Source organism: Kosakonia beeri, from assembly GCF_054165705.1.
In genome coordinates this window covers 4015390-4029628 of the sequence record NZ_CM135106.1, presented here as the reverse complement: position 1 = coordinate 4029628, position 14239 = coordinate 4015390, and the positions used below count along the sequence as shown (strand labels likewise).

Annotated in this window: 10 protein-coding genes; 6 read left to right on the top strand and 4 right to left on the bottom strand. The window is 56.2% G+C overall.

What is annotated here, in order from left to right; genetic code table 11:
* Nucleotides 1-44: 44 nt before the first annotated feature.
* The 4 genes from gluQRS to thpR all read right to left on the bottom strand — a co-directional run bounded on the left by gluQRS (nt 45) and on the right by thpR (nt 2909).
* Nucleotides 45-941 carry a tRNA glutamyl-Q(34) synthetase GluQRS gene (gene gluQRS / locus ACUY4S_RS19080; protein ID WP_312687357.1) on the bottom strand — a complete coding sequence of 299 codons (897 nt, stop codon included), beginning with the start codon at nt 939-941 and terminating at the stop codon, nt 45-47.
* A gap of 87 nt (nt 942-1028) precedes the next feature.
* On the bottom strand, nt 1029-1484 hold the full coding sequence (dksA, locus tag ACUY4S_RS19075) for an RNA polymerase-binding protein DksA (RefSeq protein ID WP_007373199.1): 456 nt from the start codon (nt 1482-1484) through the stop codon (nt 1029-1031).
* Nucleotides 1485-1658: 174 nt separating this feature from the next.
* Entirely contained in the window at nt 1659-2363 is a 705-nt protein-coding gene (gene sfsA, locus ACUY4S_RS19070; RefSeq protein ID WP_312687359.1) for a DNA/RNA nuclease SfsA, read from the bottom strand.
* A 15-nt stretch (nt 2364-2378) separates the two neighbouring features.
* Entirely contained in the window at nt 2379-2909 is a 531-nt protein-coding gene (thpR, locus tag ACUY4S_RS19065) for an RNA 2',3'-cyclic phosphodiesterase (protein ID WP_312687361.1), read from the bottom strand.
* Nucleotides 2910-2981: 72 nt separating this feature from the next.
* Between thpR and hrpB the strand changes: the two genes are divergently transcribed.
* The 6 genes from hrpB to fhuB all read left to right on the top strand — a co-directional run bounded on the left by hrpB (nt 2982) and on the right by fhuB (nt 14216).
* Complete coding sequence (hrpB, locus tag ACUY4S_RS19060) at nt 2982-5411, top strand: ATP-dependent helicase HrpB (protein WP_458021826.1); 2430 nt, start codon at nt 2982-2984, stop codon at nt 5409-5411.
* A gap of 116 nt (nt 5412-5527) precedes the next feature.
* Nucleotides 5528-8053, top strand: a complete 2526-nt coding sequence (gene mrcB, locus ACUY4S_RS19055; RefSeq protein WP_458021827.1) for a bifunctional glycosyl transferase/transpeptidase — start codon at nt 5528-5530, stop codon at nt 8051-8053.
* Nucleotides 8054-8297: 244 nt separating this feature from the next.
* Nucleotides 8298-10502 (top strand): ferrichrome porin FhuA, encoded by a 2205-nt coding sequence (fhuA, locus tag ACUY4S_RS19050; protein ID WP_458021828.1) that lies wholly within the window; start codon nt 8298-8300, stop codon nt 10500-10502.
* A 47-nt stretch (nt 10503-10549) separates the two neighbouring features.
* Nucleotides 10550-11347: a Fe3+-hydroxamate ABC transporter ATP-binding protein FhuC gene (gene fhuC / locus ACUY4S_RS19045; RefSeq protein ID WP_458021829.1), complete on the top strand. Its 798-nt coding sequence runs from the start codon at nt 10550-10552 to the stop codon at nt 11345-11347.
* Complete coding sequence (fhuD, locus tag ACUY4S_RS19040) at nt 11347-12237, top strand: Fe(3+)-hydroxamate ABC transporter substrate-binding protein FhuD (protein ID WP_458021830.1); 891 nt, start codon at nt 11347-11349, stop codon at nt 12235-12237. Before fhuC ends, fhuD begins: the two co-directional genes overlap by 1 nt.
* The gene (gene fhuB / locus ACUY4S_RS19035; protein ID WP_458021831.1) at nt 12234-14216 is read left to right on the top strand and encodes a Fe(3+)-hydroxamate ABC transporter permease FhuB; all 1983 of its coding nucleotides are present in this window, start codon (nt 12234-12236) and stop codon (nt 14214-14216) included. The genes fhuD and fhuB overlap by 4 nt, the downstream gene beginning before the upstream one ends.
* Nucleotides 14217-14239 lie beyond the last annotated feature (23 nt).

The window sequence follows — 14239 nt, the reverse complement described above, 5'->3', positions numbered from 1 at the left end:
TAAGTGTCAAACGTCAGGACAAAAAAATAGCGGCTAATCATAGCTCAGCGCGAGGCATTTGAGAATGCCGTATTCGCAACCGCTGTTCCCGGAACGCGGGAAAGCGTCCAATTGGCCACTGCCTTTTTCAGCAAGGCATCAATGCTGAGATCCTGCCATTCTTTTGTTACATCCTGGTTCAGGAATTGTAAAGCCCTGATTATTATGGGACGCGGATCGCCCCCAGGCAAGGCTGGGGCATGGTTTTGCTTGGAGAGTTTATTCCCTTGCTCGTTGAGCGCCAGCGGTAAATGAATGTACCCCGGCACCTGCCAGCCAAGCTGCTGATAAAGCGAAATTTGCCGCACGGTCGGTTCAATCAGATCGGCGCCGCGGACGATTTCGCTCACGCCCTGAAAATGATCATCGACCACCACCGCCAGATTGTAAGCAAACAACCCGTCACGGCGATGAATAATAAAGTCTTCGCGCGCCAGTTTTTCATCGGCAGTAATGCGCCCGCGCAATTTATCCTCAAAGTGCAGCACGGGATGTTGCTGCACCAGCCGCACGGCGGCGTTTTCTGGCCCGTTGTGTCGGGTACGGCAATAACCATCGTAGATGCCTCCGACACTCTGGATCCGTGCACGCGTACAGGTGCAGAAATAACTTAATCCTTTGCGCTGCAAGGCGGCAAGCGCCTCGCGGTAGGCATCGTGGCGTTGCGATTGCCACAGTACGTCACCGTCCCAGTGCAGGCCGTAGTGCTCAAGCTGGCGAAGAATGGTGTTGGCCGCGCCGGGCACTTCGCGGGGAGGATCGATATCTTCAATGCGGACAAGCCAGACGCCTTGTGCGGCGCGCGCTTGCAGATAGCTGCCGAGAGCGGCAATCAGCGAACCGAAATGCAGTTCACCGGATGGAGACGGCGCAAAGCGCCCAATATAGTGTGATTCAGGCATATCGACAGGAAATATAGGGCGGGAATAAATCCCGCCGTATAAGGCGCAGCCGCCCTTGCGCGGCGCGCTATCAGTGATAACGGGTTATCAACCCGCCATCTGTTTTTCGCGGATTTCCGCCAGCGTTTTGCAGTCGATGCACAGATCGGCAGTCGGACGCGCTTCCAGACGGCGGATACCAATTTCCACGCCGCAGGATTCGCAGAAGCCGAAATCTTCGTCTTCCACTTTTTTCAGCGTCTTCTCGATCTTTTTGATCAACTTGCGCTCGCGATCACGGTTACGCAGTTCGAGGCTGAACTCTTCTTCCTGAGCGGCACGATCAACCGGATCAGGGAAGTTTGCAGCTTCGTCTTGCATATGTGTGACGGTGCGATCGACTTCATCCCTGAGTTGATTACGCCATGCTTCAAGAATACGCTTGAAGTGCGCCAGCTGGGCTTCGTTCATATACTCTTCGCCCGGTTTCTCTTGATACGGCTCCACCCCAGCGATGGCGAGAATACTCAGGGACGATGTTTTACGGTTTTGCCCTTCTTGCATGTTGCTTCTCCTTAACACGCACTATCGATCCCCGTGTTGGGGGAAAAATCAGGCCGCTATAAATAGCAGATGCTTTTCAGGATGGCAAATTTCTATACCTAACACTTGACAACCCTGTGAAGAAAAGCGTATTTGCGCACGCGACCAGAACATTTAATAGTCAAACGCTTGCCTCTATACGGTGAAAGGCACCGGCAAACTCAGAGTGATGTTATCGGCAGAAAGTTCCGCTTTATAAGCGAGAATTTCGACCCCCTGACGTTGTGCGTCATTCAATAAACGTGCGTATTCCTCATCAATATGGCGCGCTGGAGAAAAATGTTCAACGGATGAATGCAAGACGGCAAACAGGATTACAGCGCGATCGCCGTTTGCCGCCACGCTCATTAATTCCCGCAGATGCTTCTGACCACGGAGCGTGACCGCATCCGGGAAATAACCTGCTTGCTGCTCGGCGAGCGTGACCGATTTCACTTCAATATAGCAGTTGGGGCGATCATCCGCCTGTAACAGGAAATCAATTCTGCTACGTTCCGCACCATATTTAACTTCGCTTTTCAGCACGCTGTAGCCAGCCAGTTCCGGTACTATTCCGCCGAGTATTGCTTCTTTGGCCAGCGTATTTGCTCGCAACGTATTGACACAAATAAATGCGCCTTTTTGGGTTTGAGTCAATTCCCAGGTATGCGCATATTTGCGTTTAGGATTTTCTGAAGTGGAATACCACACCGTATCACCGGGCGTCGCGCAACCGGTCATTGCGCCAGTATTTGGGCAGTGAAGCGTCAGCGTTTCGCCTTGCGGCGTCATGACATCGGCAAGGAATCGTTTATAGCGTTGAATCAGCGTGGCGGATTTAAGCGGTGGAAAAAACAGCATCGGAAATCCTTATTGTTATGTTTTTAATGACCAGCGATTAAGCGGCGTGTAGCGGGTGCGTCCGTTAATAAATTGCGATTCATACAGCACAAATTCATTCACCGGAAATGACCAACGAAAGCCCGGCGGAGGAAGGGAGACGGCATGGCTGGCATCGCGCAGTAGCGTAATGTGCGGGTGAAACGGCTGTGGGCTTTGGTAGCAACCGTTGCGTGCGGCCTGCGCGCGCAACATATCCGCCAGCTGCAGCAAACCTCGCGGCGTCTGGCGCGTACCGATCCATACCACACGCGAGCGCAGCCACTGCCCGGCATCGTCCAGCGTGAGCGTAAACCCCGGCTGGCGAATGCGTGCGGCAAGCGTTTCCAGCGCTTGCTGCTTTGCGCGGCTGATCTCGCCAAGAAAAGCCAGCGTCAGGTGCAGGTTGGCGGCCGCGATCGGCCTGCCTGCCTCCGGCAAAAAGTGCTGCGCGCGCCAGGTTACAATCTGCGACTGGATATCGGCAGGCAGTTCGATGGCAAAAAACAGCCGTTTGGCTTCAGACATAGCGTCACTCGGTAATGGTTTGCGGCGATGGTATACTACTGCGCCATCGTATGTTAACCCTCTGGAGCTTTTGTGTCCTTATTGCCGGTCGCCGCCGTTTTGCCCGACATTCTCTCTGCGCTGCAAAGCGCTCCCCAGGTATTGCTGAGCGCGCCTACCGGAGCCGGAAAATCCACATGGCTACCGCTGCAGTTGCTGCAACAGGGGAATATTGAAGGGCGTATCCTTCTGCTGGAGCCTCGTCGGCTGGCAGCACGCAACGTGGCGCAGCGTCTCGCGGAACAGCTTAACGAGAAACCCGGCGAGACCGTCGGCTACCGTATGCGCGCCGAAACCTGTGTTGGGCCACAGACCCGTCTGGAAGTGGTGACCGAAGGCATTCTCACCCGTCTGATCCAGCAGGATCCTGAACTGGCTGGCGTGGGACTGGTGATCCTGGATGAGTTTCATGAGCGCAGCTTGCAGGCCGATCTTGCGCTGGCATTGTTGCTGGATGTGCAGCAAGGGCTGCGGGACGATCTCAAACTGCTGGTGATGTCAGCAACCCTGGATAACGAACGCTTACAGGCTCTGTTGCCGGACGCGCCAGTGATCGTTTCGCAGGGGCGAGCGTACCCGGTTGAGCAGCGCTACCAGGCGCTGCCCGTACAGTTGCGTTTTGACGAAGCCGTGGCACAAATGGCGGCGGAATTACTGCGCAACGAAGCAGGTTCGTTGCTGTTGTTTCTGCCCGGCGTGGGTGAAATCCAGCGGGTACAGGAGCAACTGGTTTCCCGGGTGGGAAGCGATGTCATGCTCTGCCCGCTCTATGGCGCGCTGCCGTTACATGAGCAGCGTAAAGCGATACTGCCGCCCTCGGCGGGGCAAAGAAAAGTGGTGCTGGCGACCAATATTGCCGAAACCAGCCTTACTATCGAAGGGATCCGTCTGGTGGTCGATAGCGCCCTTGAGCGGGTAGCCCGTTTTGATGCGCGTAGCGGTTTAACCCGCCTTATTACCCAGCGAATCAGTGTCGCGTCAATGACGCAGCGCGCGGGTCGTGCGGGCCGACTTGAACCCGGGATCTGCTTGCACTTGCTGGGGAAAGAGCAAGCCGAACGGGCCGCCGCGCAAAGCAGCCCCGAAATCCTGCATAGCGATTTATCCGGGCTGTTGATGGAATTATTACAGTGGGGATGCCAGGATCCTGCCCAGTTGCGCTGGCTGGATCAGCCCCCGGCAGTCAACATGGCAGCGGCGCGCAAACTCCTGGGGCAGTTACAGGCGCAGGAGGCAGAACGTTTAACGGCGTTTGGCCGCAAAATGGCGGCGCTGGGCACCGATCCCCGTCTTGCAGCGATGCTGGCTTGCGCCCGGAGTGATGATGAGATTGCGACAGCAGCGAAGCTGGTGGCCATTCTTGAAGAGCCGCCGCGCGCCGGAAACAGTGATTTACGTTTCGCTTTTTCCCGCCATCAAGCGAACTGGCAGCAGCGCGCCCGCCAGCTTGCGCGTCGTTTGAAAAGCACCACCGGCGAGCCGGACAACCGTGCGCTGGCCAGGCTTCTGGCGCGTGCGTTTGCCGATCGTATTGCCCGCAGGCGGGGCCAGGAAGGGCGTTATCAACTCGCGAACGGGATGGGGGCTACGCTGGATGCCGATGATGCGCTAAGCCGCCACGAGTGGCTGATCGCCCCGCTGTTATTGCAGGGAAGTCAATCGCCGGACGCACGTATTTTGCTGGCGTTGCCGCTGGAGATTGATGCGCTGATCGATGAGTGCCCGCAGTTGTTACAGCAGTCGGACACCGTTGAGTGGGACGAGGCACAAGGCACGTTAAAAGCCTGGCGCCGCAGCCAGATTGGCCAGCTAACGGTAAAAGTGCAGCCGCTGGCAAAACCGTCAGAAGACGAGTTACATCAGGCGATGCTCAATGGCATTCGTGACAAAGGGCTACTTGTGCTGAACTGGACGCCAGAAGCGGAACAGCTGCGTTTGCGGTTACACTGTGCGGCGAAATGGCTACCGGAAACGGCATGGCCTGCGATGGATGAGGCCTCGCTGCTGGACAATCTCGAACAGTGGTTACTGCCGCAAATGGGCGGCATCCGTTCGTTGCGCGATCTGAAAGCGTTGGATGTTACGCAGGCGTTACAAAACGCGTTGCCCTGGTCATTACGTCAACGGCTGGATAGTGAGCTTCCTGCGCATTACACTGTGCCGACCGGAAGCCGGATAGCCATTCGTTATCACGAAGATAACCCGCCGACGCTGGCGGTTCGCATTCAGGAAATGTTTGGTGAATCCACTACGCCTGTTATCGCGCAGGGCCGCGTGCCGCTGGTGCTGGAGTTGTTGTCGCCTGCGCAGAGGCCGCTGCAAATTACGCGTGATTTAGGCGCGTTTTGGGCTGGCTCCTGGCGCGAAGTGCAAAAAGAGATGAAAGGGCGTTACCCGAAACACGTCTGGCCGGATGATCCGGCGAACACCGCGCCCACGCGGCGGACAAAAAAATATTCCTGAACCGGTCAACCCAGTGTCACCCGGTGCGGGTAAAAATTGAGAGATTTCTTCTTCTGCCATTGTGCAGAAGAGTTGAGAATCAGGCCCTTGCGCCTGAAAGTTGCGGAGAGTAAAGCATGGCGGGGAATGACCGCGAGCCAATTGGACGCAAGGGGAAACCTGCGCGCCCGGCGAAAGAGAAAATCAGTCGTCGTCGACTCCGGGAAGAGGAGTATGACGATTATGAAGACGATGATGAGAATGAGGAACCCATGCCGAAAAAAGGGAGAGGCAAAGGCAGAAAGCCCCGCGGTAAACGTGGCTGGTTCTGGCTGTTGGTAAAAATTTTCATCGTTCTGGCTGTGCTATGCGCGATGTATGGCGTCTATCTGGATCAAAAAATCCGCGCCCGTATTGACGGTAAAGTCTGGCAGTTGCCTGCGGCAGTCTATGGCCGGATGGTTAACCTCGAACCGGATATGGCGATCGGTAAAAACGAGATGGCGAAACTGCTGGAAGCCACCCAGTACCGCCAGGTGACGAAGATGACGCGTCCCGGCGAGTTTACGGTGCAGGCGAAAAGCATTGAGATGATCCGCCGTCCGTTTGATTTCCCGGACAGTAAAGAAGGGCAGGTGCGTGCGCGCCTGACGTTTGATGGCGATCGTCTGGAAACCATCGAGAACATGGACAGCAACCGCCAGTTTGGTTTCTTCCGCCTCGATCCGCGTTTGATCACCATGCTCTCCTCGCCCAACGGCGAGCAGCGCCTGTTTGTACCGCGTAATGGCTTCCCGGATCTGCTGGTCGATACGCTGCTGGCCACCGAAGACCGCCATTTCTACGAGCACGATGGCATCAGTTTTTACTCCATTGGTCGTGCTGTGCTGGCGAATCTGACTGCAGGCCGTACAGTGCAGGGGGCAAGTACCCTGACGCAACAGCTGGTGAAAAACCTGTTCCTTAGCAGTGAGCGCTCTTACTGGCGTAAGGCCAACGAAGCCTATATGGCGCTGATTATGGATGCCCGTTACAGCAAGGATCGCATTCTTGAGCTGTATATGAACGAGGTCTATCTCGGTCAGAGCGGCGATAATGAGATCCGCGGTTTCCCGCTGGCGAGCCTCTACTATTTTGGTCGCCCGGTAGAAGAACTCAGTCTCGACCAGCAGGCACTGCTGGTGGGGATGGTAAAAGGAGCATCGGTTTACAACCCGTGGCGCAACCCGAAACTGGCGCTGGAACGCCGCAACCTGGTGTTGCGTCTGTTACAGCAACAGAACGTTATCGACCAGGAACTGTATGACATGCTGAGCGCCCGTCCATTGGGTGTGCAGCCACGCGGTGGGGTGATCTCTCCACAGCCAGCCTTTATGCAGATGGTGCGCCAGGAACTTCAGGCGAAACTGGGCGATAAAGTGAAAGATCTCTCCGGCGTGAAGATCTTTACCACCTTTGACTCCGTTGCGCAGGATGCTGCCGAAAAAGCGGCGGTTGAAGGGATCCCGGCGTTGATCAAACAGCGCAAGCTGACCGACCTGGAAACCGCGATGGTGGTGGTTGATCGCTTTACCGGTGAGGTACGGGCGATGGTCGGCGGGGCGACGCCGCAGTTTGCCGGTTATAACCGTGCCATGCAGGCGCGTCGTTCTATCGGCTCGCTGGCAAAACCCGCAACCTACCTGACGGCGCTGAGTCAGCCGAACACTTATCGTCTGAATACCTGGATTGCAGATGCGCCGATTTCGCTGCGTCTGTCGAATGGCCAGGTGTGGGCGCCACAGAACGACGATCGTCGCTTCAGTGGCCAGGTGATGCTGGTGGATGCGCTGACCCGCTCGATGAACGTACCGACTGTGAACCTCGGGATGTCGATTGGCTTACCGGCAGTGACGGATACCTGGCAAAAACTGGGGGCACCGAAGGATCAGTTGACCGGAATGCCGTCGATGTTGTTGGGCGCGCTGAACCTGACGCCGATTGAAGTGGCACAGGCTTTCCAGACGATCGCCAGCGGCGGTAACCGTGCGCCGCTCTCTGCGCTGCGTTCGGTCATCGCGGAAGACGGCACGGTGCTGTACCAGAGTTTCCCGCAGGCGGAGCGCGCAGTACCGGCGCAGGCAGCCTACCTGACGTTGTGGACCATGCAGCAGGTGATTCAGCGTGGTACGGGTCGCCAGCTTGGTGCGAAATATCCGGGTCTGCATCTGGCAGGGAAAACCGGGACCACCAACAATAACGTCGACACCTGGTTTGCGGGTATCGACGGGCGTGAAGTGACCATTACCTGGGTCGGACGCGACAACAACCAGCCGACCAAGCTGTATGGCGCGAGCGGCGCGATGGCTATTTACCAGCGTTACCTGGAGAATCAGTCACCCATCCCGCTGGATTTAACGCCGCCGGAAGACATTACCACGATGGGTGTCGACGATATGGGTAACTTTGTTTGCGGCGGTGGCGGTATGCGCCAGTTGCCGGTATGGACAACCAACCCGGAAACGCTCTGTCAGCAAAACCAGATGCAGCCGCAGACCGGGAATCCGTTTGATCAGTCCACGCAGCCGCAGCAGCCGCAGCAACAACCTCAGCAACCGCCGCAGCAGGAGCAGAAAAGCGATGGCGTGGCGGGCTGGATCAAAGAGATGTTCGGCAGCAATTAACCTTATCAACCCCGGCCGTCTGGTCGGGGTTTTTCTTGTTAGTAAACATCCCCATAACGCGTGATTAATCCCTGTGTAATACCCGATTAACCCCCTGCTTTTTGTCTGGTTACTCCTTCGCCCTTTGCGCCTGTTCGGGCGGCTAACTGCTTGCTATGCAGGCGGCGCTTCGCATATTATGCTGCGGTCATAATAATAATTCTCGTTTACGTTATCATTCACTCATTGATTCAGAGATAAACCAATGGCACGTCCTGATACTGCTCAGCCAGTTAACACTACGCTGCGTAAAATCGCAGTAGTAGTAGCCACAGCGGTTAGCGGCATGTCTGTTTATGCACAGGCAGCAACAACCCCAAAAGAAGAAACCATTACCGTCACCAGCGCGGCTCCACAGGAAAGCGCATGGGGCCCGGCGGCCACCATCGCGGCGAAACATACTGCAACGGCAACCAAAACGGATACGCCGCTGGAGAAAACACCGCAGTCTGTTTCCGTAGTGACGCGTGATGAAATGGACATGAAACAGCCGGGAACCGTTAAAGATGCGTTGAGCTATACGCCCAGCGTTTTTGCGACCCGTGGCAGCTCTACGACCTATGATGTCGTCACGATTCGTGGTTTCACGACGTCCACTACCGTGAATACCAACCAGTATCTTGATGGGATGAAATTACAAGGGAATAACTACTCTGAAATTTCAATGGATCCCTATTTCCTTGAACGTGTCGAACTGATGCGTGGCCCGGTTTCAGTTCTGTACGGGCAGAGTAACCCAGGCGGGGTTGTCAGCATGGTGACAAAACGCCCGCAAACCACCCCGTTGCGTGAAGTACAGTTCAAAATGGGGACTGATAACCTGTGGCAGACCGGTTTTGATTTTAGTGATGCCATTGATGACAATGGTGTCTGGTCTTACCGTTTGACAGGCCTGGGCCGCAGTCAGGATACCCAGCAACAAATGGCAAAATCGACTCGTTATGCAGTTGCTCCGTCCTTTAGCTGGCGTCCTGATGACAAAACTGATTTTACCTTCCTGAGCAATTTCCAGAACGATCCGAATGCCGGTTACTATGGCTGGCTGCCGCGTGAAGGCACGATTGTTCCGTTCTATGATGCTAATGGGAATGCGCAAAAGCTCCCGACAGATTTCAATGAGGGTGAGCGCGATAATAAAATGTCTCGCCGTCATCAGATGGTCGGCTATAGCTTCTCACATGCGTTTAACGATACTTTCACTGTCCGTCAAAACTTGCGCTATGCACGCATTCACACGCTTTATCGCTCTGTTTATGGCGACGGATACAGTTCAACTGTTCCTGGGCAAATTAACCGCGCTTTTGTACGTTCTGACGAAGACCTGAATACGTTCACTGTTGACAATCAACTGGAATCAAAATTTGCGACCGGGGCTGTTGATCATACGCTGCTAACGGGTGTCGATTATATGCGCATGCGTAATGATATTGATGCTGACTACGGTAGCGCCAATCCGATTAATGCGCTTGATCCGCAATACGGTAATGCAAATGTCAAAATTACTTTCCCGTATGCGGTAATTAACCGTCAGGAACAAACGGGCCTGTACGTACAAGATCAGGCTGAATGGGATAAATGGGTATTAACCCTGGGTGGTCGTTATGACTTTGCGAAAACCTCAACGTTTACCCGTTCTACCTCAAGTCTTGCTGAAATTAACGATCAGCAGTTCACCTGGCGCGGTGGTCTGAATTATCTGTTCGATAATGGAATTGCACCCTACTTTAGCTATAGCGAATCTTTCGAACCTGTCTCTGGCTCCAGCGCCAGTGGTCAGCCATTCGATCCTTCTCGCGGCAAGCAATATGAAGCGGGTGTGAAATATGTGCCGAAAGATATGCCTGTGGTCGTGACCGCAGCAGCCTTCCAGCTAACCAAAGATAAAAATCTGACAGCGGATCCGAATAATACTCTGTTCAGTACACAGGGGGGGGAGATCCGTGCTCGTGGTATTGAACTGGAAGCAAAAGCGGCTCTGACTGCCAATATTGATGTGACTGCCGCTTATAGCTATACCGACAGTAAATATACGCACGACACGGTCTTCGAGGGTAAACGCCCGGCAGAGGTGCCTCGTAACCTTGCCTCTTTCTGGGCCGATTACACCTTCCATGAGACAGCTCTCAGCGGTCTGACTATTGGCGCAGGTGCTCGGTATGTTGGCTCCACTTCCAGCATTTATTCCAACCGCACTACCCGCGAGAACGAACTTTTCAGTGTGGCGGGTTATACCGTCGCGGATGCGGCAATCAAATATGATCTGGCGCGTTTCGGTTTGCCAGGGTCGTCGGTTGGTGTGAATGTTAATAACCTGTTCGACCGTGAATACGTCTCCAGCTGCTATCGCGAATATGCATGCTACTGGGGCGCTGAGCGTCAGGTGGTGGCGACCGCAACCTTCCGCTTCTAATCTCTCTTCGAGCACGGTTCGCCGTGCCCTCTGACAAGTTGGCTACCATGCAGGATAACAAAACGCTTCCCGATACCACTTTTCAACTGACTGATGTCACCTTTAGCGTCCCTGGGCGCACGTTGCTGCATCCGTTATCCCTGACTTTTCCGGTCGGCAACGTTACGGGCCTGATTGGTCACAACGGATCGGGTAAATCTACCCTGCTGAAAATGCTCGGCCGCCATCAGCCGCCCTCTGACGGCACTATCCTGCTGGATGGCCAGCCGCTGGAAAACTGGAACAGCAAAGCCTTTGCCCGCAAAGTGGCCTATCTGCCGCAGCAATTGCCGCAGGCGGAGGGGATGACCGTACGTGAACTGGTGGCGATAGGGCGTTATCCGTGGCACGGCGCGTTGGGACGATTTGGCATCGCTGACCGTGAAAAAGTGGAAGAAGCCATTGCACTGGTTGGATTAAAACCGCTGGCTCACCGCCTGGTGGACAGCCTTTCAGGTGGCGAACGCCAGCGGGCGTGGATTGCCATGCTGGTGGCGCAAGACAGCCGTTGCCTGTTGTTAGATGAACCGACCTCTGCGCTTGATATTGCCCACCAGGTGGATGTACTGGCGCTGGTGCATCGCCTCAGCCAGCAGCGCGGGCTGACGGTGATTGCCGTTCTGCACGATATTAATATGGCCGCGCGATACTGCGACTATCTGGTGGCGCTCCGCGGTGGGGAGATGATCGCCGAAGGCTCGCCGGATGTACTCATGCGAGCCGATACCCTCGAACACATTTACGGCATCCCGATGGGGATCCTTCCACATCCGTCCGGCGCGGCACCCGTGAGTTTTGTCTACTAATGGTTGAATTACATCAGATTAGCCGCCGTCGTTTGCTGACCGCGATGGCGCTTTCCCCCTTGTTATGGCAGATGCATAACGCGAAAGCGGCGTCGGTCGATCCACAGCGCATTGTTGCGCTCGAGTGGCTCCCGGTGGAACTCTTACTGGCGCTGGGCATTGCGCCTTATGGCGTGGCGGACATCGGGAGCTATAACGTCTGGGTAAACGAGCCCGCTCTCCCTGCGTCGGTTATCGATGTGGGGCTGCGCACCGAGCCGAATCTCGAATTACTCACGCAAATGAAACCTTCGTATCTGGTCTGGTCGGCGGGTTATGGCCCTGCTGAAAGCAAACTGGCAAGAATTGCGCCGGGGCGCGGTTTTACTTTCAGTGACGGCAAAAAACCGCTGACCATGGCGCGTCACTCGCTGAATGAGATGGCACAGTTACTGAACCGCGAAGCGGCTGCCAAAAAGCACCTTGATGAATTTGATGCGCTGATCGCCAGGACAAAACCGCGCTTCGCCCGCCGTGGCGATCGTCCGCTATTAATGATCACGCTGCTGGATGCGCGCCATGTGCTGGCGTTCGGGCCAAATTGCCTCTTCCAGGAAGTTCTCGACAGTATGGGCATCCGCAATGCATGGCACGGAGAAACCACCTTCTGGGGAAGTGTGGCGGTCGGTATCGACAGACTGGCAGAGTACAAAGATGTCGATGTGCTGTGCTTTGATCACGGCAACGATCTGGCAATGCAAAAACTGATGACGACGCCGCTATGGCAGTCGATGCCGTTTGTCCGCGCCGGGCGCTTCCAGCGTGTACCGGCGGTCTGGTTCTACGGTGCTACGTTGTCGGCCATGCATTTCACGCGCGTACTGGACAATGCGCTGGGAGCAAAAGCATGAGTCGACGTATTTCTCCTTTTCCGGCGCTGCTGTTGGCCGTGTTGTTTGTTGCCGCCGCCTGGCTTAGCTGGTCCAATTTGACTATTGCACTGCCCCGTGCGCAGTGGGGAGAGGCGCTGCGCGCGCCGGACCAGGATCAGATCAATCAGATGCTGTTCCACTATAGTTTGCTGCCCCGGTTAGTCATTTCGTTGCTGGTTGGCGCGGGGCTTGGGCTGGTTGGCGTGCTGTTCCAGCAGGTGTTACGAAACCCGCTGGCGGAGCCGACCACGCTTGGCGTGGCAACCGGTGCGCAGCTTGGTATTACCATCACAACGTTATGGGCGATCCCGGGTGTGCTGGCCTCGCAGTTCGCCGCGCTGGCGGGAGCGAGTCTGGTCGGGGCGCTGGTGTTTGGTGTCGCCTGGGGTAAACGCTTATCACCGGTCACGCTGATCCTCGCCGGGCTGGTGGTCAGCCTTTACTGTGGGGCCATTAACCAACTTCTGGCGCTGTTCCATCACGATCAATTGCAAAGCATGTTCTTGTGGAGCACCGGTACGCTGACCCAGACTGACTGGAGTGTTGTTCAGCGCCTGTGGCCGCAACTGCTGGGAGGTGGGTTGCTGACGCTGCTGTTGTTGCGCCCGCTCACCTTAATGGGCCTTGACGACGGTGTGGCCCGTAATCTTGGGCTGGCATTATCGCTGGCTCGCCTGGCGGCGCTGACGCTGGCGATTGCCCTCAGTGCGTTGCTGGTTAACGCCGTCGGGATCATTGGTTTTATCGGCCTGTTTGCCCCCTTACTGGCGAAAATGCTCGGCGCACGCAGACTGCTGGCGCGCCTGATGCTGGCCCCGCTCATTGGCGCATTGATCCTGTGGCTCTCCGATCAGGTTATCTGGATGTTGACCCGCGTCTGGCGGGAAGTCTCCACAGGCTCGATCACCGCGTTGATCGGTGCGCCGCTGTTGTTATGGCTGCTGCCGCGTTTGCGTAGCATGAGCGCGCCAGCCATGAACGCTGGCGATAATATTCCGCCCGAGCGCCAGCATGTGCAGGGGTTTGCCCTGGCTGGCGTCGTGGTGTTGCTGCTGGCGATGTGGGTAGCGCTGGCTTTCGGGCGGGATGTACAAGGCTGGCACTGGGCCAGCGGTACGCTGCTCGATCAATTACTGGAGTGGCGCTGGCCGCGCATTATCGCCGCGTTAACCGCCGGGGTAATGCTGGCAGTGGCGGGCTGTATTATTCAGCGGCTGACCGGCAATCCGATGGCCAGCCCGGAAGTGCTGGGGATCAGTTCCGGGGCGGCATTTGGCGTGGTGCTGATGTTGTTCTTTGTGCCGGGGAATGCGTTTGGCTGGCTGATGCCCGCCGGAAGCCTCGGCGCGGCAGGTACGCTGCTGATCATTATGCTGGCTGCCGGGCGCGGTGGGTTTTCTCCGCACCGTATGCTGCTGGCCGGGATGGCCTTAAGCACCGCGTTTACCATGTTGCTGATGATGTTACAGGCAAGCGGCGATCCGCGCATGGCGGGCGTGCTGACATGGATCTCCGGTTCGACCTATAACGCTTCTGCAGACCAGGTCTGGCGCACCAGCCTGATGATGGTCATCCTGCTGGCACTCACGCCATTGTGCCGCCGCTGGTTGATGATCTTACCGCTGGGGAGCGATACCGCGCGATCGGTGGGCATGGCGTTAACACCGTCTCGTGTTGCGCTACTGCTGCTGGCGGCAGGGCTTACCGCAACAGCGACAATGACCATTGGCCCGCTCAGTTTTGTAGGTTTGATGGCCCCGCATATTGCGCGCATGATGGGCTTTCGTAGGACGTTGCCGCATATGGTGATGTCTGCACTGGTGGGTGGGTTGCTGCTGGTGTTTGCGGACTGGTGCGGGCGTATGGTGCTGTTTCCGTATCAGATCCCGGCGGGTCTGTTGTCGACGTTTATTGGCGCGCCCTATTTTATCTATCTGCTAAGAAAGCAAAGCCGCTGAGTTTTCCCTCTCCCCATTGGGGA